Raw genomic sequence first — 18,923 nt, 5'->3', positions numbered from 1 at the left:
AGCATCCACTCGTCAGTTCACCCGTCACTATATATAAGGAGCATTCCTCGTGGCCCAGAGCGTCGTAGGAATAGACATCGGCACCGCGCACCTTCGTGCCGTCGAGGTTCGAAACCCCGGCAAGAGCCGGCCCACCGTGCTGCGCTACCACGAGGTGCCGCTGCCGAGCGGCGCGGTGAGCGGCGGCGAGGTACTCGAACCGCACACCGTCGCTGCCGCGCTGAAAGCCCTGTGGTCGAGTGGCGGGTTTCGCTCCCGCCAGGTCGTGCTCGGCATGGGAAACCAGCGGGTGCTGGCCCGCGACCTGAGCGTGCCCAAAATGTCGCTCGCCCGCATACGCCAGTCGCTTTCGTTCGAGGTGCAGGACCTGCTGCCGGTCCCCGTCGCTGACGCCCTGCTCGACTTCTATCCCATTTCGGAATCCACCACCGAACACGGCCCCACCGTGAACGGACTGCTCATCGCGGCGGTCAAGGCCGCGGTGGTCGCCAACGTGTCGGCGGCCCGGCTGGCGGGCCTGACCACGATCGACGTCGACCTGATTCCGTTCGCGGTCAGTCGCCTGCTGGTCACCCGACCTGGCATCGACGGCGTCGTCGCGGTGATCGACCTCGGTGCCACGACCACGAGCGTGGTCATCACTCGGCAGGGCGTGCCGCAGTTCGTGCGCATCATCCCCACGGGCGGCGACGACGTCACGCAGGGCGTCGCTGCCGGCCTGAAAACGGATGCCGCCACCGCCGACCTCCTCAAACGTCGCGTCGGCCTGTTGGCCCGCGCTGCCGCCGATGCCCGTCACGGAACCCCCCGAAACGCGGTCCCGTTCGACGGGGTTGTAGAGGGCGGATCAGGCCCGATCGACACGCGCGGCGCCACCATCATCGCGGAGATCATGAACGATCAGCTCGGCAGCGTCGTCAACACCCTCAACTACTATGCCAACACGCGGCCCAGCGACCCGGTGACCGCGATCGTGCTCAGCGGTGGAGGAGCCCAGATGCCGGGGCTGCCGGAGGCCGTGTCGAAACTGACCCGCCTGGGGGTGTCCACCGGGGATCCGCTGTCGACGGTGGGGTTGGCATCCGCTATCGATGCCGAGGGGCTGCGTCACGACAGCTCCGCCTACACCGTGGCCCTCGGACTTGCGCTCGGGCGTGCAGCATGAGGCGCCATGCGAAAGACGACCTGCTGGTCATCGGCGGCGACCAGCGGGTGGACCTGCTCCCGCCCGAGGTGCGCGCCGAACGTCGTGGCCAGCAGCAACGTCGGCGGCTGACCGTCGGTGTGGTCGGGGTGGCGGTAGTCGTAGCCCTGCTGGTCGGTTCGGCGAGCGCTCTCGCGTACACGGCCCAGGCGAATCTGGCCGACGAGCAGGCCCGCACCGCGACCCTGCTGACCGAGCAGGGCCAATATTTTGCCGTGCGAACGCTGCAGAATCAGGTCACGCTCACCGAGGCGGCCCAGCGGGTGGGAGCTTCCACCGAGATCGACTGGAAGACCTACCTCGACGCCGTTCAGAACACCCTGCCGCCCAGCGTGACGATCACCAGCGTGCAGGTCGATTCGGCAACACCGCTCGCGGCCTACACCCAGGCGACGGCTCCATTGCAGGGATCACGGGTGGCCACGGTGTCGTTCACAGCCACGAGTACCGTGCTGCCTGACATTCCGGCGTGGCTGACCGCGCTCGGCGCCCTCGACGGGTTCGCCGATGCCCTTCCCGGCTCGGTCGCCCTCGATCAGACCACGGGCATTTACACGGTCACCATCTCCATGCACATCAACGACTCCGCGTTCGCACACCGTTTCGACCCGACCGAAAAGAAGTAGCCATGGACCATAACAAACTCTGGCTCATCGGCTCCGTGCTGGTGACGAGTGTCATCGTCGTGCTCGGCGCTGTGCTGGGCATTGCGCCCCAGCTGGAGAGCATGAATGCCGCCAACGCGAGCCGCACGGTCGTGCAGGCGACGAATGCCGAACACGTCGCGCTCCTGGCCCGGCTCAAGCACGACTTCAAGAACCTCGACGCTCTCACGAGCGAAGCGGATGCGCTCGCCGAGTCGGTTCCGAGCGGCTCGGCCATGCCGGCCCTGGTCGACCAGCTCGACGCCCAGGCTGTCGCCACCGGGCTCATGCTCACCGGGATGACCGTGACCGAGGCGGTGGCCTACGTTCCGGTTGTTCCGGTCGTCGCGGCGGCGCCCGCGGTAGATGCTGCGGCGGTTCCGGCTGCTGTTGCGGAGGTTCCAGTGGCTGTTCCGGCGGTGGCGCCCGCAGCCCCGGCCAGCAGCACGGCGATCACCGCAACGAACTTCGCCGCCTTTCCGATGCAGGTCACGGTCACGGGCAGCTACGCCGAGGTGCTCGATTTCGTCGCGGGTCTGCAATCCGGGAGCCGGTTGTTCCTCGTCGACGGCCTGGGCACGGTCGCGGCTCCCGGACTGCCGGGCCTGGTGAACGCGACCATCTCGGGGCTGGTGTATTCGCTCGTGGCGCCGGCGGCAGCATCCACTGGATAATAGGGCGGCGCGCCGAGTCTCCGTGGCATTTGCTGTGCCCTTGGTACAGTAGAAGTCAGTCACGGCGAAGGCCACGAGGAGTTCAGCATGAGCGACAACACGCCAACCGACGGCAAGAAGAACCCGGAAACGGATGCTGCCGCAGCGCCCGATTCGAGCGCGCCCGAGCAAGATTCCACCGACCAGAGCGGTGCCGCCGAGCACGCCGCGGTCGTGGTCGAGCCAACGGCTTCGGTCGCCGAGCCCGTTCAGGAACCCATCGTCATCGACTATGACGCCATCAACGCCAACCTAAGCGCTGCCGAGCGCGCCGACGCCGTATCCGCTTCGGCCGACGCCCGCAACCTGGCCCCCATGTCAGCGGCCGCTCCGGTCGCGCCCCGCGATGCCGACGCACCGAGCCTTGCCGACGACTACTCCGACTCCTACACTCCCGCCGAAACGGTTCCGGCCACGAGCGCCGCCATTGAGTCAGAGCCGGCGTCGTTCGTCGTGCCGGTCGCGCTCGTCGGGGGAACGGCCGCCACCGCGGAGATGCCGATCGACTACTCCGTCGTCGAGGCCCCCCGTGACGTGCCGGTCTCGACCCCGCCGTCGTACACGCCCCCGGCCCAGTCGCCGATCTACGTGCAGGCACCCACCAAGCCCAAGGACCGCAGCAACCGGGGCGGCGGCATTCTGATCGCCCTGCTCGCCACGGTGGTTTTCGCGGTGTTGTACGCCGTCGCGGCGTTCATCATCATCGGCGTGACGAGCGCGACCATGGCCGTCACCGTGGGCACCTTCACGTCCTTCGTCGGGCTGCCGAGATTCTACATTCCGGTCATCTTCTTCTTCCTGGCCTATGCCGCCCTGATTGTGCTGGTCAACCGCGGCGGCTGGTGGGCTTACGTGCTGTTCGGTTTCTTCGTCGGCGTCGTGGTGTACTTCTCCTACATCGGCGGGGCTATGCTCGGCCTCGTGATCGACGGCCAGTCTGACGGCCTGACCCCGACCGAACTCAGCCGCATCGTATCGACCCTGTGGCTGAACCCCGGCGCCATCGCTGCCGGGCTCATCGCCCGCGAGGTGCCGATCTGGGCCGGAGCCTGGATCGCCCGCCGCGGACGCCGCGTCACCGTGAAGAACCTCGAGGCCCGCACCGAGTACGAGCGCCTGCTCGCCGACGGCCCCCAGGTCTCCCGCCCCTAGTTCCTTGCGGACGGGGCCCAGGCCCCGTCCCGGGGCCCAGTTTATAAACCGGGCACATGGCTCGGGCCCAGGCCCCGTTCGGCACCGGTAGCCGGCGGGCGGGCCTACGCTGGAGCCATGCGGGAATATCGAAAGTACGCGATCACCATGGCGGCCTTCTCGGTCGCCCTCTACGTTGCCGTCATCGTCGCGGCGTTCGGCGTGCTCAGCCTGCTGCTCAATCGTGACGTCATCAACGAAACGGATGCCGGCGCCCTCCTCGGCCCCATCATGGTCACCACAGCGGTCCTCGCGTTGGTCTGGGTCATGCTCAGCGCGGTGCTGCGCTCGCCCGAACGGCTGACGCAGGTTCCGCCGTTGCCGATCTTCATTGCCGGAGTCGCTGCCTACCTCGGCTATTGCGTCTCCGGGGGAGTGGTCTATAGCCTCGGCGCCGGCGAACTCTTTCGCGCGGTCATCTTCATCGGCGGCGAAATGGTGGGCCCGTTCGCGATCGCCGTCGCCGTGAGCGGCTGGCTCATCGCCTTTTTGTTCTTCGTGGTGCTGCTCGCCAAACCCGCTGGCTCCGGCGCTCCCGAGTGGCCCTGGGAGAAGAACGACGACAACTAGCGCGCTGATGGGGCGTTTCGTGACGTCTCGCGCGAGCGGCACTCTCAGTAGCCCCATTCATGGGGCCGATGTTGGCATCTCGCGTACGACCCGCGTACGAGTACCCTTATGCACTATGGATAGGTCCATCGAGTCGCGCGTCAACCACGAGGTTGAGAACTGGCTGCGTTGGATCACCCGGTGGCGCCCCGCAACGCACCGCGGACGTGCCCGCCTGTGCCGCCAATGCTTCGGATCCCCGATCATCGACTCCGCCGGACTCGCCGTCGACGTTCCCCACGTCGTTCAGCACGCCCTTTCCATGCGCATGAAGATCGTCATCGACGCCTCGGTCGACGAATATACCGAGCGCAATCTGCCGCTGCTCGCGCACGAGCTCAACCTGAGCGAGCGCCGCGAATCCGCCCAGGCCTATCGGCCGGCTGAGGGCCTCGAACCGGAGTTTCGCGGGCTCGATCTCGACCCGCAACCCGCAGCGGATGCCCCCTACCTCTTCACCTTCAGCGAACTCGCCGACCAGCAGCCCGCCGAACTTCAGCCGGCACCCCCGTCCTCGCCCGATGCCGCAGAGCAGGAACTCCAGCTCGAGCTCCCCGCCCCGGCACCGTTCGAACCGCTTCCGCCGCTCAGCCCCGAAGAGAAGGCCGCCCTGAAGGCCGAGATGGCCCTCGCTGACGAGTTCGCCACCCAGGTCGGCCTGCGGGTTTGCGCCCAGCTCGCCCAACAAAAGCCCCGCTTGCTCGCCGCAATCGCGGAGTTCGTCGAGCCCCAGGTGCAGGCCCTGCTGGCTGACCTCGAGAGCACCCTCGACTCGCCGCTGTGGCCGCGCAATCCCTAGCCGAGCCGCAGCATCCGTTCTCGGTCCGGGCCCACCTTGTGAACGTGGGCCCAGTCTATAAACTGGGCCCACGGACGGGGCCCGGGCCCCGTCCGCAGAGGGCCTGTTCTGACAGTGCTAAACGGGGAAAAGGGCCGCGCGGCGGCGGGCCTGACGCGGGGCGCAACCCATTTGACCATGGAGGCCCAGCCGGGCTAGAATTATCCGGTGTGCGCTTTGTCGTGCACCTGAATTATGCCCTCTTGAGAGCACAGGTGCGAGATTCCACACATGTAGGGCTGGTCAAGGACCACGCCCCCACGGCATACCCACCAAAACACGCGCGAGCAATCGTGTGGGTTCAAGCGGGTCCAGATGAACTCGATCCCACCCGTCAGGACAAGATCGAATGCTAACCATCACAAAGCTGTCACCGTGCAGCAATATCAAGGAGTAATTAGTGCCCACCATTCAGCAGTTGGTCAGGAAGGGCCGTAGCCCCAAGGTCACCAAGACCAAGGCTCCCGCCCTGAAGTCCAACCCGCAGCAGCGCGGCGTTTGCACCCGCGTCTACACCACCACCCCGAAGAAGCCGAACTCGGCTCTTCGCAAGGTCGCCCGCGTCAAGCTTTCCAACGGCACCGAGGTCACCGCCTACATTCCCGGCGAGGGCCACAACCTGCAGGAGCACTCCATGGTGCTCGTGCGCGGAGGCCGTGTTAAGGACCTCCCCGGTGTGCGTTACAAAATCATTCGCGGCGCACTGGACACCCAGGCCGTCAAGAACCGTAAGCAGGCCCGCAGCCGCTACGGCGCAAAGATGGAGAAGAAGTAATGCCCCGTAAAGGACCCGCTCCCAAGCGCCCTGTCATTGCCGACCCGGTTTACGGTGCCCCCATCGTCAGCCAGCTCGTCAACAAGATCCTTCTCGATGGCAAAAAGGGCCTCGCCGAGCGCATCGTTTACGATGCCCTCGCCGGAGTCTCCGCCAAGAACGAGCTGGATGCCGTCGTCACGCTGAAGAAGGCACTCGACAACGTTCGTCCGACCCTCGAGGTGCGTTCGCGCCGCGTCGGTGGTTCCACCTACCAGGTGCCCGTCGAAGTGAAGCCGCACCGCGCCAACACGTTGGCCCTTCGCTGGTTGACCAGCTACGCCAAGGCGCGTCGCGAGAAGACCATGACCGAGCGCCTCACCAACGAGATCCTCGACGCGAGCAACGGCCTCGGTGCCGCTGTCAAGCGTCGTGAAGACACTCACAAGATGGCTGAAGCGAACAAGGCCTTCGCGCACTACCGCTGGTAGTTAGAACCATCGAGCATTCCTGATCAGCAGGCAGGCGCGTGTCAAACACGCGCCTCCCTGCTGCTAAGCGGATGCTCAAGGCCTTGTTCCGCATTCCCACCCCTACCCGCTGGAGGACCCCCGTGGCACTTGACGTGCTCACCGACCTGAGTAAGGTCCGCAATATCGGCATCATGGCTCACATTGATGCTGGCAAGACCACCACGACTGAGCGCATCCTGTTCTACACGGGTGTCAACCACAAGATCGGCGAGACCCACGACGGCGCCTCGACGATGGACTGGATGGCGCAGGAGCAGGAACGTGGCATCACGATCACCTCCGCTGCGACGACCTGTTTCTGGGACAACAACCAGATCAACATCATCGACACCCCCGGACACGTGGACTTCACCGTGGAGGTGGAGCGTTCGCTCCGCGTTCTCGACGGTGCTGTTGCCGTGTTCGACGGCAAGGAGGGCGTTGAGCCCCAGTCCGAAACCGTGTGGCGCCAGGCCGACAAGTACGACGTGCCCCGCATTTGCTTCGTCAACAAGATGGACAAGCTCGGCGCCGACTTCTACTTCACGGTCGACACCATCATCAAGCGCCTCGGCGCGAAGCCGCTGGTCATCCAGCTGCCGATCGGTGCAGAGTCTGAGTTCGAGGGTGTCGTTGACCTCGTTCAGATGCGCGCACTGACCTGGCGCGGCGACTCCAAGGGTGACGTGGAGATGGGCTCGAAGTACGCCATCGAAGAGATCCCCGCCGACCTCGTGGAGAAGGCTGCCGAGTACCGCAAGCTTCTGCTCGAGACCGTTGCCGAAACCGACGACGACCTCATGGAGCGTTACTTCGCCGGCGAAGAGCTGACGGTTGCCGAGATCAAGGGCGCCATCCGCAAGCTCACCATCAACAGTGAGATCTACCCGGTTCTGTGTGGTTCTGCGTTCAAGAACCGCGGCGTTCAGCCGATGCTCGACGCTGTCATCGATTACCTTCCGACGCCGCTCGACGTGCCTGCCATTGAGGCACACGACCCGCGCGACGAAGAAAAGGTCATCATGCGTCACCCCGACGCCGAGGAGCCCTTCACGGCGCTCGCGTTCAAGGTTGCGGTGCACCCGTTCTTCGGTCGCCTCACCTACGTGCGCGTGTACTCGGGCCGTCTCGACTCCGGAGCCCAGGTCATCAACTCGACCAAGGGTAAGAAGGAGCGCATCGGCAAGATCTTCCAGATGCACGCCAACAAGGAGAACCCGGTGGCCTTCGTGACCGCCGGTCACATCTACGCGGTCATCGGCCTCAAGGACACCACCACGGGCGACACCCTGTGCGACCCGAACGCCCAGGTCGTACTCGAGTCCATGACGTTCCCTGACCCGGTTATCGAGGTCGCTATCGAGCCGAAGACCAAGCAGGACCAGGAAAAACTGGGCCTTGCCATTCAGAAGCTCGCCGAAGAAGACCCCACTTTCCGTACCGAACAGAACCAGGAAACTGGCCAGACGGTAATCAAGGGAATGGGTGAACTTCACCTGGACATCCTGGTCGACCGCATGAAGCGTGAATTCAACGTTGAGGCGAACGTCGGCAAGCCCCAGGTGGCGTACCGCGAAACGATCCGCAAGGCCGTTGAGCGTCACGACTACACGCACAAGAAGCAGACCGGTGGATCCGGCCAGTTCGCGAAGATTCAGATCGCGATCGAACCGATGGAAATCACTGCTGAGAAGTCGTACGAGTTCCTCAACAAGGTCACCGGTGGTCGTATCCCGCGTGAGTACATCCCCTCGGTGGATGCTGGAATTCAGGATGCGCTCCGCGTAGGCATCCTGGCCGGCTACCCGATGGTGGGCGTTCGAGCCAGCCTGCTTGACGGCGCTGCGCACGACGTCGACTCCTCGGAGATGGCCTTCAAGATTGCCGGCTCGATGGGCTTCAAGGAAGCCGTTCGTAAGGCGAACCCCGTTCTGCTCGAGCCGCTGATGGCCGTCGAAGTTCGTACCCCTGAGGAATACATGGGTGACGTAATCGGCGACCTCAACTCGCGTCGTGGGCAGATCCAGACCATGGAGGATGCGCAGGGCGTGAAGGTAATTCGCGCACACGTTCCACTGTCGGAGATGTTCGGATACATCGGTGACCTGCGGTCGAAGACCAGCGGCCGTGCGGTGTACTCGATGACGTTCGAGAGCTATGCAGAGGTCCCGAAGGCAGTTGCCGACGAGATCATCAACAAGAACAAGGGCGAATAGCCCCTAAGGTGGCCTTCGGGCCAAAATCGCTTCGGCCACCTGGCCCTAGTAACATAAGTAGACACATCCAGCGCATACCGGCCGCTCATAACGGCGGCCGTGAATTTGCACGCGAGTCCTGAGGAGGACCCACAGTGGCCAAGGCCAAGTTCGAGCGGACAAAGCCGCACGTAAACATCGGAACGATCGGTCACGTTGACCACGGAAAGACCACGCTGACTGCAGCGATCTCCAAGGTTCTTGCCGATAAGTTCCCGTCCAAGATCAACGTTCAGCGCGACTTCGCGTCGATTGACTCGGCTCCGGAAGAACGCCAGCGCGGCATCACGATCAACATTTCGCACGTTGAGTACGAGACCGACAAGCGTCACTATGCGCACGTCGATGCTCCGGGCCACGCTGACTACATCAAGAACATGATCACCGGTGCTGCTCAGATGGACGGCGCAATCCTCGTGGTTGCCGCTACTGACGGCCCGATGGCTCAGACCCGTGAGCACGTTCTTCTCGCCAAGCAGGTCGGCGTTCCGACCCTGCTCGTCGCGCTGAACAAGGCCGACATGGTTGATGACGAAGAGATCATGGAGCTCGTCGAGCTCGAAGTTCGTGAACTTCTCTCCAGCCAGGGTTTCGATGGCGACAACGCCCCCGTAATCCAGGTCTCCGCACTCAAGGCGCTTGAAGGCGACGAGAAGTGGACCGGCAACATCCTTGAGCTGATGAAGGCTGTTGACGACTTCATTCCGGACCCGATCCGCGACAAGGACAAGCCGTTCTTGATGCCGATCGAGGACGTCTTCACGATCACCGGCCGTGGCACCGTTGTTACGGGCCGCGCCGAGCGTGGAACCCTCAAGATCAACTCCGAGATCGAGATCGTCGGCATCCGCCCGACGCAGAAGACCACGGTTACCGGTATTGAGATGTTCCACAAGCAGCTCGACGAGGCTTGGGCCGGCGAGAACTGTGGACTTCTTCTTCGTGGCACCAAGCGCGAAGACGTTGAGCGCGGCCAGGTCGTCGTCAAGCCGGGTTCGGTTACGCCGCACACCGACTTCGAGGGTACCGCGTACATCCTCAGCAAGAACGAGGGTGGCCGTCACAACCCGTTCTACGCGAACTACCGCCCGCAGTTCTACTTCCGCACCACGGACGTCACCGGCGTCATCACGCTGCCCGAAGGCACCGAGATGGTCATGCCTGGCGACACCACCGACCTGACTGTCGCGCTGATTCAGCCGATCGCCATGGAAGAGGGCCTCGGCTTCGCTATCCGTGAAGGTGGCCGCACCGTCGGCGCCGGCACGGTGACCAAGATCATCAAGTAATTTCCTTTACTTAGATCTGAAGAAAAGGGGTCGGACCTTCGGGTTCGGCCCCTTTTTTGCACCCCTGACGCAATCGAATATTTCAAGCGGATGACGATCGCTCACTACCCGACGCGGGATTGGGAATATCCGGTTATGGTCTGCGCATGCAGATATCGAAACTGGAAATGTGCATCCTCCTGGGGATCGCGATCGTTGTGGTGGCCATTCTCGCCGTGGTGATCGTGCCCCGCCTGGCCGGGTCCGCTCCCGCTGCCCAGTCATCGATCGCCCGGGTGACGCAGACGCCGACGCCGTCGGCGATCGCCACGTCCACGCCCGCACCAACGCCAACAGCCCAGACCGAACAGCAGATTCTCGACGGCATCGTGACCAGCACCGTCAGCGTCTACAGCGTGCTGGTCTGCGACAGCCTTAAACAATATGCCGCCCTGTCGATTCCCGAGATCATCACCAAGGTGCTCGCCGAATACCCGACCACCGGCCTGTCCGACCAATCCCGTCAGATCATGGCCCAGCGTGTGCTGACCGAATCCACCGCCAAGAGCTGCCCGGAACAAAGCCCGCGAGTGGCCGCCGGAATCGTTCAGGGCTAGGTCACCCGCCGCACTAAAACGGATGCTCGTGGCCGGTCGGCCGCGGGCATCCGCTGGTATATCGCGCGACACGCCGCGCGCGACACGCCCGGGTTGCATGTAATGGCAACTGTGTGGCAGACTCTTCTAGTTCAACACTTTCGGCGTGCGCTACGCGTCGCTGGAATCACTGCCAGGCAGTGCATAGTCGCGTCACACCCTTTCGAATAACACGTGTCGAAATGTGCAGATCGCAGGCTAGGCCGCAGGGAGCAGAGCGCAGCATAAATCAACGATCTGGTCGGCGTGGGTAAAACCGTGCCGTCCCCCAGGTTCTGCTTCTGGGAGTCGGCGTTGACGATGAGCGTCGATTATTTGGCGTGAATCGAAATTGACATATGAACAGTGGTGCTAATAGCAGCAGTGCTACTACGGCGTCCAATGCAACCTCGGCAAATCCTGCCGTGGTCTGTAAGACGCCTCGACAGAGAGAGAGTTCGACATGGCGGGACAGAAGATCCGCATTCGACTTAAGTCGTATGACCACGAGGTCATCGACATTTCGGCGCGCAAGATCGTCGACACAGTGACCCGTGCGGGCGCTACAGTCGTCGGCCCGGTGCCGCTTCCGACCGAGAAGAACGTGGTGTGTGTCATCCGTTCCCCTCACAAGTACAAGGACAGCCGGGAGCACTTTGAAATGCGCACCCACAAGCGTCTGATCGACATCATTGACCCGACCCCGAAGGCTGTTGACTCGCTCATGCGCCTCGACCTTCCGGCCGACGTCAACATCGAGATCAAGCTCTAGGGCCCGCGATGTCTTACTCCGATACCAAGACCACCAAGGGTCTCCTCGGCAAGAAGCTCGGCATGACCCAGGTGTGGGACGAGAACAACAAGCTTGTTCCCGTTACCGTCATCGAGATCGCGCCGAACGTTGTCACGCAGATCCGCACCAAGGCCGTCGACGGCTACAACGGCGTTCAGATCGCCGCTGGCCCCATCGACCCGCGCAAGGTCAACAAGCCCCTTGCCGGTCACTTCGACAAGGCCGGCGTCACGCCTCGTCGCCACATCACCGAGCTCCGCACCGCGGATGCCGCTGATTACAACCTGGGCCAGGAACTCACCGTTGACGGTGTCTTCGTTGCCGGCACCAAGGTTGATGTCATGGGCACCAGCAAGGGTAAGGGTTTCGCCGGTGTTATGAAGCGTCACAACTTCAAGGGTGTCTCCTCCTCTCACGGTTCGCACCGCAACCACCGTAAGCCCGGTTCCATCGGTGCTTCCTCGACCCCGAGTCGTGTCTTCAAGGGCATGCGCATGGCCGGTCGTATGGGTGGCGAGCGCGTAACCGTGCTGAACCTCAAGGTGCACGCTATTGACGCCGACAAGGGCCTCATGCTCGTCAAGGGTGCCGTTCCCGGTGCCCGTGGCCGCCTCGTATTCGTTCGCAACGCAGTGAAGGGAGCCTAGTCACTATGGCTACAGCACTCGACATCATTGACGCCAAGGGCAAGAAGGCAGGCTCTGCCGAGCTTCCCGACGAGCTCTTCGACGTTCCCGCCAACATTCCTCTCATCCACCAGGTCGTTGTTGCGCAGCTCGCTGCCGCACGCCAGGGAACGAGCAAGGTCAAGCGCCGTGGAGAAGTTTCCGGTGCCGGCCGCAAGCCGTTCAAGCAGAAAGGAACCGGTCGCGCTCGTCAGGGCTCCATCCGCGCTCCTCAGATGACCGGTGGTGGAATCGTCCACGGACCGACCCCGCGCAGCTACGACCAGCGCACCCCGAAAAAGATGATCGCCGCAGCCCTCAAGGGTGCACTGAGCGACCGCGCCCGCGGTGGCCGCCTGCACATCGTCGAGGCACTGTTCACGGCTGAGACCCCCAACACCAAGGTTGCCCTGGAGCTGCTCACGCAGATCGCCACGAGCAAGCACGTGCTGGTTGTTCTCGAGCGTACCGACGAGACCACGTTGCGCAGCATTCGCAACATCCCGACGGTGCACATCCTTTCGTGGGACCAGCTCAACGCCTATGACGTGCTCGTCAGCGACGACATTGTCTTCACCACCGGCGCGTTCAACGCGTTCGTGGAGAGCAAGACCAAGAAGGAAGAGGTGGCCGCATAATGACTATCGCGACCAACAAGGACCCCCGCGACATCATCATCTCTCCGGTTGTCTCTGAGAAGAGCTACGGCCTGATTGACGAGGGTAAGTACACCTTCATCGTTGACCCCCGCTCGAACAAGACGGAGATCAAGCTCGCGATCGAAAAGATCTTCAAGGTGCAGGTCGCTTCGATCAACACCCTGAACCGCGTGGGCAAGACTCGCCGCACCAAGTTCGGCATGGGCAAGCGCAAGGACACCAAGCGTGCCATTGTCACGCTCAAGTCTGGCTCCATCGACATCTTCACGGCCGTCGGCTAAGCGACAAGGCAGAGGGATAACTAATGGCTATTCGTAAGTACAAGCCCACGACCCCGGGTCGACGCGGTTCATCCGTTGCCGACTTCGCGGAAATCACGCGTTCCACCCCGGAGAAGTCGCTTCTGCGTCCGCTCTCCAAGACCGGTGGACGTAACAACCAGGGCCGCATCACGACCCGTCACATCGGTGGTGGCCACAAGCGCCAGTACCGTGTGATCGACTTCAAGCGCAACGACAAGGACGGCGTCAACGCCCGCGTCGCTGAAATTGAATACGACCCGAACCGCACGGCGCGCATCGCGCTCCTGCACTTCATCGACGGCACGAAGCGTTACATCATCGCGCCGAACAAGCTCAGCCAGGGCGACATCATCGAGTCTGGAGCCGGGGCTGACATCAAGCCCGGCAACAACCTGCCGCTGAAGAACATCCCCACCGGTACCATCATTCACGCGATCGAGCTGCGTCCGGGTGGTGGCGCCAAGATGGCCCGCTCCGCCGGTTCGTCGGTTCGCCTGGTCGCGAAGGAGGGCGTCTACGCCCAGCTTCGTCTGCCGTCTGGTGAAATCCGCAACGTGGATGCTCGCTGCCGCGCGACGATCGGCGAGGTCGGCAACGCCGAGCAGTCGAACATCAACTGGGGCAAGGCCGGACGTATGCGCTGGAAAGGCGTTCGCCCGACCGTTCGTGGTGTTGCCATGAACCCGGTCGATCACCCGCACGGTGGTGGTGAGGGTAAGACGTCCGGTGGACGTCACCCCGTCAGCCCCTGGGGCCAGAAGGAAGGGCGCACCCGCCACCCGAATAAGGAAAGCGACAAGCTCATTGTTCGTCGCCGCACCGTCGGCAAGAAGCGTAAGTAGGAGTAGACGATGCCAAGAAGTCTTAAGAAAGGCCCTTTCGTTGACGACCACCTGCTTCGCAAGGTGTTCGCGGCGAACGAAGCCAAGAGCAAGAACGTAATCAAGACCTGGTCGCGCCGCTCGATGATCATCCCCGACATGCTCGGACACACCATCGCAGTGCACGACGGACGCAAGCACATCCCGGTGTTCGTCACCGAGAGCATGGTCGGACACAAGCTCGGTGAGTTTGCGCCCACCCGCACCTTCCGTGGACACGTGAAGGACGACAAGAAGGGCCGTCGCCGCTAACGCGGGGACGTGAAGGAGGAGAAGAAATGGTGGAGTCGATCGCACGCGTGCGTCACATCCGCGTTACCCCCCAGAAGGCTCGTCGCGTCGTTGACATGATCCGCGGCAAGCAGGCGCACGAAGCGCTGGGAATTCTGAAGTTCGCGCCCCAGGGCGCTTCCGACCCGGTCTACAAGCTGGTGGCCTCGGCCATCGCCAACGCCCGAGTCAAAGCAGATGCAGCCAACACGTATCTGGACGAGCAGGACCTGTTCATCAGTCGGGCATTCGTTGACGAGGGTACGACCCTCAAGCGTTTCCAGGCTCGTGCCCAGGGTCGCGCATTCGAAATCAAGAAGCGCACCAGCCACATCACGGTTGTGCTCACCACTCCTGAGGAGGGTACGAAGTAATGGGTCAGAAAGTAAACCCCTATGGCTTCCGTCTGGGAATCACCACCGATCACGTATCGCGTTGGTTCTCTGACTCGACCAAGCCGGGTCAGCGTTACGCTGACTTTGTTGCAGAAGACGTCAAGATCCGTCGCCTGCTGAGCACCAGCCTTGACCGTGCCGGCGTCAGCCGTATCGAGATCGAGCGCACTCGTGACCGTGTTCGCGTTGACATTCACACCGCCCGTCCGGGCATTGTGATTGGTCGCCGCGGCGCGGAGGCCGAGCGCATCCGCTCTGACCTTGAGAAGCTCACCGCCAAGCAGATTCAGCTGAACATCCTCGAGGTCAAGAACCCCGAGCAGGATGCCCAGCTCGTCGCGCAGGGTATTGCCGAGCAGCTCTCCGCTCGTGTGGCTTTCCGCCGCGCGATGCGTAAGGGCCTGCAGGGTGCACAGCGCGCCGGCGCCAAGGGTGTTCGCATCCAGGTGTCGGGTCGTCTGGGTGGCGCCGAGATGAGCCGCAGCGAGTTCTACCGCGAAGGCCGTGTGCCCCTGCACACCCTGCGCGCGAACATCGACTACGGCTTCTACGAAGCCAAGACCACCTTCGGCCGTATCGGCGTGAAGGTCTGGATCTACAAGGGCGACATCACCAACAAGGAACTCGCTCGCGAGCAGGCCAACGCTAAGTCGTCCCGCCCCGAGCGTCGTGACGATCGACCGCGCCGTGCACCTCGTGCAGATGCTCCGGCAGCGGCACCGGTCGCAGCAGGAGTTGAGGCTAAATAATGTTGATTCCACGTAGAGTCAAGCACCGCAAGCAGCACCACCCGGGTCGCACCGGCCACGCTACCGGCGGCACCACGGTGTCCTTCGGTGAGTACGGCATTCAGGCGCTGACCCCCGCGTATGTGACCAACCGTCAGATCGAGTCCGCTCGTATCGCCATGACGCGTCACATCAAGCGTGGCGGAAAGGTGTGGATCAACATCTACCCCGACCGCCCGCTGACCAAGAAGCCGGCCGAAACCCGCATGGGTTCCGGTAAGGGTTCGGTCGAGTGGTGGGTTGCCAACGTCAAGCCGGGTCGCGTTCTGTTCGAGCTCAGCGGTGTCACCGACGCCGTTGCGAAAGAGGCGCTGACCCGCGCAATTCACAAGCTGCCCCTCAAGGCACGCATCATCAAGCGCGAGGAGGGCGACGCATAATGGCGATCGGAACCAAGGAGCTCGCCTCAGTCGAGCTCGATACTTTTGACAATGAGAAGCTGTTCGACGAGCTGAAGAAGGCCAAGGAAGAGCTGTTCAACCTGCGCTTCCAGTCGGCCACCGGTCAGCTCGAAAGCCACGGCCGCCTCCGCGCGGTCAAGCGCGACATCGCTCGCATCTACACGGTTCTCCGTGAGCGCGAGCTGGGCATCCGTGCCACCCCGGTCGTAGCCCCGGCTCCGGCCAAGGCTGAAAAGGCCGAGAAAAAGACCAAGAAGGCCAAGGCCGCAGTGGAGTCCACCGACGACGCTGCAGCTGAGGCCGTCGAGACGAAGGAGGCCTAGTCATGGCGAAGACTGACGAAACGGTCGTCGCGGGCGAAGCCACCGAGCTCGTACGCGGATACCGCAAGACGCTGCGGGGTTACGTGACCAGCGACAAGATGAACAAAACCATCATTGTCGTGGTCGAAGACCGCGTGAAGCACCCGTTGTACGGCAAGGTCATCCGCCGTACATCCAAGCTGAAGGCGCACGACGAGGCGAACTCCGCCGGCATCGGCGACCTGGTCCTGATCAGTGAGACCCGTCCGCTCAGCGCTTCCAAGCGCTGGCGCCTGGTCGAGATTCTTGAGAAGGCCAAGTAAGCCTCGCGCTTACTTGACGTAAAGGAGTTATAAAGTGCTTCAGCAAGAATCACGAGTCAAAGTTGCCGACAACACCGGTGCCAAGGAACTCTTGACCATCCGCGTTCTCGGTGGCTCAGGCCGTCGCTACGCCGGCCTCGGCGACGTCATCGTCGCCACGGTCAAGGATGCAATCCCGGGCGGCAACGTCAAGAAGGGTGACATCGTCAAAGCTGTCATCGTTCGCACCAAGAAGGAGACCCGTCGTCCAGACGGCTCCTACATCAAGTTCGATGAGAACGCTGCAGTGATCTTGAAGGCAGACGGTGACCCCCGCGGCACCCGAATCTTCGGACCGGTCGGTCGCGAGCTTCGCGACAAGAAGTTCATGAAGATCATCTCGCTGGCACCGGAGGTTATTTAATCATGGCCAGAATCAAAAAGGGTGACCTCGTTCAGGTCATCAGCGGCCGCAGCCAGGCTCGCGGCGGAGACCGTGGCAAGCAGGGCAAGATCATCTCCGTCGACGTCGAGAAGAACCGTGTCCTCGTTGAGGGCATCAACTTCGTGACCAAGCACGTTCGCGTCGGACAGACCCAGCGCGGCACCAAGACGGGCGGCATCGAGACCTTCGAAGCCCCCATCCACGTGTCCAACGTTGCCATCGTCGACCCGGAGACCAAGAAGCCGACCCGCGTCGGCTTCCGCCAGGAAGAGGTAACGAAGGACGGCGTCTCCAAGACGGTCCGCATTCGTTACGCCAAGAAGTCAGGGAAGGACCTCTAATGGCTGACACCGCAGTTGTTGAAGGCACTGTGGGCGCCGCGCCCGTCAAGGCCCTGCCGCGCCTGAAGCAGAAGTACCGCGATGAGATCAGTGCCAAGCTCTCCGCAGAACTCGGCTTCACCAACGTGCACCGCATCCCCACCCTGACGAAGATTGTCGTCAACATGGGTGTCGGAGAAGCAGCACGCGACGGCAAGGTGATGGACGGTGCGGTTTCTGACCTCACCAAGATCACCGGCCAGAAGCCGCAGGTCACCAAGGCCCGCAAGTCCATTGCGCAGTTCAAACTGCGTGAGGGACAGCCCATCGGCGCCCACGTCACACTTCGTGGCGACCGCATGTGGGAGTTCCTGGACCGGCTGCTCAGCCTGGCCCTTCCTCGCATCCGTGACTTCCGCGGTCTGTCCGACAAGCAGTTCGACGGTGCGGGCAACTACACCTTCGGTCTGACCGAGCAGGTCATGTTCCACGAGATCGACCAGGACCGCATTGACCGCGTTCGCGGCATGGACATCACGGTCGTCACGACCGCGAAGACCAACGACGAGGGTCGCGCGCTGCTCAAGGCGCTCGGTTTCCCGTTCAAGACGGACGACGTCAAGTAGGAGTTCCTCACTACAGAGGAACAAATTCAACTAGAGTTGGGAGCTTGCGCTTGCAAGCTCCCGACTATGGTTGGCCTCGCCCACAGTTTTTCACTGGGCGCACACAGATTTTCACCCCGGAATCCGATCAACCGATCGGGTTCCTCACCACCACAGGTCGTCATTCGTGTAACGGATGGGCGAAACCAGGCGAGAAAGGCACCACAAAATGACAATGACAGATCCGGTCGCAGACATGCTGACCAGACTGCGCAACGCGAACTCGGCGTACCACGACACCGTGTCGATGCCGCATAGCAAATTGAAAGCGCACATCGCTGACATCCTCAAGGCTCAGGGTTACATCTCCGCCTGGACCGTCAAGGATGCAACAGTAGGCAAGACCCTCACCCTGGACCTCAAGTTCGGTCCGAACCGCGAGCGCTCCATCGTAGGCATCAAGCGGGTTTCCAAGCCCGGCCTCCGCGTGTACGCAAAGTCGACTGAGATCCCCACGGTTCTCGGCGGCCTCGGCGTTGCCATCCTGTCCACCTCCAGCGGTCTGCTCACCGACCGCCAGGCTGAGAAGAAGGGCGTAGGCGGAGAAGTTCTCGCCTACGTGTGGTAACTGAGAATGTCACGTATTGGAAGACTCCCCATCCCGATCCCCGCTGGGGTCACGGTTGTGGCTGACGGCCAGGCCGTCTCCGTCAAGGGCCCGAAGGGCGAGCTCGCGCTCGTCGTTTCCAACCCCATCTCGGTGTCGATCGAGGACGGTCACGTTCTCGTCACCCGTCCGAACGACGAGCGCCAGTCGCGTTCGCTGCACGGTCTGACCCGCACCCTGATCAACAACCAGATCATCGGCGTAACCGTTGGTTACACCAAGGGTCTCGAAATCGTCGGTACCGGTTACCGCGCGGCGCAGAAGGGCACCTCCGTTGAGTTCGCCCTCGGCTTCTCGCACCCGGTCGTCGTCGAGCCGCCCGTCGGAATCGTTTTGACCGTTGAGAGCGTCAACAAGCTCACGGTCAGCGGAATCGACAAGCAGGCCGTCGGCGAGGTTGCCGCCAACATCCGTAAGATTCGCAAGCCAGAGCCCTACAAGGGCAAGGGTGTGCGTTACGCCGGCGAGATTGTTCGCCGCAAGGCCGGAAAGAGCGGTAAGTAAC

At 62.7% G+C, this 18,923-nt stretch carries 27 protein-coding genes; all 27 read left to right on the top strand.

Annotated features, from left to right (window positions below; genetic code table 11):
• Window positions 1–49: 49 nt before the first annotated feature.
• The 27 genes from pilM to rplF all read left to right on the top strand — a co-directional run bounded on the left by pilM (window position 50) and on the right by rplF (window position 18,922).
• Entirely contained in the window at window positions 50–1,165 is a 1,116-nt protein-coding gene (gene pilM / locus E3T35_RS11870; protein ID WP_134379223.1) for a type IV pilus assembly protein PilM, read from the top strand.
• Window positions 1,162–1,830, top strand: a complete 669-nt coding sequence (locus E3T35_RS11865) for a hypothetical protein (protein WP_134345349.1) — start codon at window positions 1,162–1,164, stop codon at window positions 1,828–1,830. The genes pilM and E3T35_RS11865 overlap by 4 nt, the downstream gene beginning before the upstream one ends.
• Window positions 1,831–1,832: 2 nt before the next feature.
• A complete protein-coding gene (locus E3T35_RS19300) occupies window positions 1,833–2,522 on the top strand; it encodes a hypothetical protein (protein WP_166789930.1) in 690 nt (229 codons plus the stop codon).
• A gap of 87 nt (window positions 2,523–2,609) precedes the next feature.
• Window positions 2,610–3,713, top strand: a complete 1,104-nt coding sequence (locus E3T35_RS11855) for a hypothetical protein (RefSeq protein WP_134379221.1) — start codon at window positions 2,610–2,612, stop codon at window positions 3,711–3,713.
• A 117-nt stretch (window positions 3,714–3,830) separates the two neighbouring features.
• Window positions 3,831–4,322, top strand: a complete 492-nt coding sequence (locus E3T35_RS11850) for a DUF6121 family protein (RefSeq protein ID WP_134345346.1) — start codon at window positions 3,831–3,833, stop codon at window positions 4,320–4,322.
• A gap of 115 nt (window positions 4,323–4,437) precedes the next feature.
• Complete coding sequence (locus E3T35_RS11845) at window positions 4,438–5,160, top strand: spermidine/putrescine ABC transporter substrate-binding protein (RefSeq protein ID WP_134345345.1); 723 nt, start codon at window positions 4,438–4,440, stop codon at window positions 5,158–5,160.
• A gap of 439 nt (window positions 5,161–5,599) precedes the next feature.
• Complete coding sequence (rpsL, locus tag E3T35_RS11840; protein ID WP_035834602.1) at window positions 5,600–5,974, top strand: 30S ribosomal protein S12; 375 nt, start codon at window positions 5,600–5,602, stop codon at window positions 5,972–5,974.
• On the top strand, window positions 5,974–6,444 hold the full coding sequence (rpsG, locus tag E3T35_RS11835; RefSeq protein ID WP_092107221.1) for a 30S ribosomal protein S7: 471 nt from the start codon (window positions 5,974–5,976) through the stop codon (window positions 6,442–6,444). Before rpsL ends, rpsG begins: the two co-directional genes overlap by 1 nt.
• Before the next feature lie 122 nt (window positions 6,445–6,566).
• The gene (gene fusA, locus E3T35_RS11830; protein WP_092339447.1) at window positions 6,567–8,681 is read left to right on the top strand and encodes an elongation factor G; all 2,115 of its coding nucleotides are present in this window, start codon (window positions 6,567–6,569) and stop codon (window positions 8,679–8,681) included.
• A gap of 134 nt (window positions 8,682–8,815) precedes the next feature.
• Entirely contained in the window at window positions 8,816–10,009 is a 1,194-nt protein-coding gene (gene tuf / locus E3T35_RS11825; RefSeq protein ID WP_092107225.1) for an elongation factor Tu, read from the top strand.
• A gap of 146 nt (window positions 10,010–10,155) precedes the next feature.
• Window positions 10,156–10,605: a hypothetical protein gene (locus tag E3T35_RS11820; RefSeq protein ID WP_134379219.1), complete on the top strand. Its 450-nt coding sequence runs from the start codon at window positions 10,156–10,158 to the stop codon at window positions 10,603–10,605.
• A 481-nt stretch (window positions 10,606–11,086) separates the two neighbouring features.
• Window positions 11,087–11,395, top strand: a complete 309-nt coding sequence (rpsJ, locus tag E3T35_RS11815; protein WP_035834607.1) for a 30S ribosomal protein S10 — start codon at window positions 11,087–11,089, stop codon at window positions 11,393–11,395.
• Window positions 11,396–11,403: 8 nt separating this feature from the next.
• On the top strand, window positions 11,404–12,063 hold the full coding sequence (rplC, locus tag E3T35_RS11810; RefSeq protein WP_092339443.1) for a 50S ribosomal protein L3: 660 nt from the start codon (window positions 11,404–11,406) through the stop codon (window positions 12,061–12,063).
• Window positions 12,064–12,068: 5 nt separating this feature from the next.
• The gene (gene rplD, locus E3T35_RS11805) at window positions 12,069–12,719 is read left to right on the top strand and encodes a 50S ribosomal protein L4 (RefSeq protein WP_092107231.1); all 651 of its coding nucleotides are present in this window, start codon (window positions 12,069–12,071) and stop codon (window positions 12,717–12,719) included.
• A complete protein-coding gene (gene rplW / locus E3T35_RS11800) occupies window positions 12,719–13,021 on the top strand; it encodes a 50S ribosomal protein L23 (protein ID WP_092107233.1) in 303 nt (100 codons plus the stop codon). The genes rplD and rplW overlap by 1 nt, the downstream gene beginning before the upstream one ends.
• A 23-nt stretch (window positions 13,022–13,044) precedes the next feature.
• The gene (gene rplB, locus E3T35_RS11795) at window positions 13,045–13,884 is read left to right on the top strand and encodes a 50S ribosomal protein L2 (RefSeq protein WP_092339441.1); all 840 of its coding nucleotides are present in this window, start codon (window positions 13,045–13,047) and stop codon (window positions 13,882–13,884) included.
• A gap of 9 nt (window positions 13,885–13,893) precedes the next feature.
• Entirely contained in the window at window positions 13,894–14,175 is a 282-nt protein-coding gene (gene rpsS / locus E3T35_RS11790; protein ID WP_092107237.1) for a 30S ribosomal protein S19, read from the top strand.
• 26 nt (window positions 14,176–14,201) lie between these two features.
• The gene (gene rplV / locus E3T35_RS11785; protein ID WP_092339439.1) at window positions 14,202–14,567 is read left to right on the top strand and encodes a 50S ribosomal protein L22; all 366 of its coding nucleotides are present in this window, start codon (window positions 14,202–14,204) and stop codon (window positions 14,565–14,567) included.
• Complete coding sequence (gene rpsC / locus E3T35_RS11780) at window positions 14,567–15,337, top strand: 30S ribosomal protein S3 (protein ID WP_092107240.1); 771 nt, start codon at window positions 14,567–14,569, stop codon at window positions 15,335–15,337. The genes rplV and rpsC overlap by 1 nt, the downstream gene beginning before the upstream one ends.
• A complete protein-coding gene (gene rplP, locus E3T35_RS11775; protein WP_035880247.1) occupies window positions 15,337–15,756 on the top strand; it encodes a 50S ribosomal protein L16 in 420 nt (139 codons plus the stop codon). The genes rpsC and rplP overlap by 1 nt, the downstream gene beginning before the upstream one ends.
• Complete coding sequence (rpmC, locus tag E3T35_RS11770; RefSeq protein ID WP_134345342.1) at window positions 15,756–16,100, top strand: 50S ribosomal protein L29; 345 nt, start codon at window positions 15,756–15,758, stop codon at window positions 16,098–16,100. The genes rplP and rpmC overlap by 1 nt, the downstream gene beginning before the upstream one ends.
• 2 nt (window positions 16,101–16,102) lie before the next feature.
• On the top strand, window positions 16,103–16,402 hold the full coding sequence (rpsQ, locus tag E3T35_RS11765; protein WP_035834619.1) for a 30S ribosomal protein S17: 300 nt from the start codon (window positions 16,103–16,105) through the stop codon (window positions 16,400–16,402).
• Window positions 16,403–16,436: 34 nt separating this feature from the next.
• Window positions 16,437–16,805 (top strand): 50S ribosomal protein L14, encoded by a 369-nt coding sequence (gene rplN / locus E3T35_RS11760; protein WP_035834620.1) that lies wholly within the window; start codon window positions 16,437–16,439, stop codon window positions 16,803–16,805.
• 2 nt (window positions 16,806–16,807) lie between these two features.
• The gene (gene rplX / locus E3T35_RS11755) at window positions 16,808–17,167 is read left to right on the top strand and encodes a 50S ribosomal protein L24 (protein ID WP_134345341.1); all 360 of its coding nucleotides are present in this window, start codon (window positions 16,808–16,810) and stop codon (window positions 17,165–17,167) included.
• Complete coding sequence (gene rplE, locus E3T35_RS11750; RefSeq protein WP_134345340.1) at window positions 17,167–17,772, top strand: 50S ribosomal protein L5; 606 nt, start codon at window positions 17,167–17,169, stop codon at window positions 17,770–17,772. The genes rplX and rplE overlap by 1 nt, the downstream gene beginning before the upstream one ends.
• Before the next feature lie 208 nt (window positions 17,773–17,980).
• Complete coding sequence (rpsH, locus tag E3T35_RS11745) at window positions 17,981–18,379, top strand: 30S ribosomal protein S8 (RefSeq protein WP_092107248.1); 399 nt, start codon at window positions 17,981–17,983, stop codon at window positions 18,377–18,379.
• 6 nt (window positions 18,380–18,385) lie between these two features.
• Window positions 18,386–18,922 (top strand): 50S ribosomal protein L6, encoded by a 537-nt coding sequence (gene rplF / locus E3T35_RS11740; RefSeq protein ID WP_092339429.1) that lies wholly within the window; start codon window positions 18,386–18,388, stop codon window positions 18,920–18,922.
• Window position 18,923: the final 1 nt, after the last annotated feature.

The sequence above is a fragment of the Cryobacterium sp. TMT1-2-2 genome (assembly GCF_004403505.1).
Taxonomy (GTDB): Bacteria; Actinomycetota; Actinomycetes; order Actinomycetales; family Microbacteriaceae; genus Cryobacterium; species Cryobacterium flavum.
Note: the sequence above shows the minus strand (reverse complement) of the source record. Positions and strands in the feature narration are given on the sequence as shown.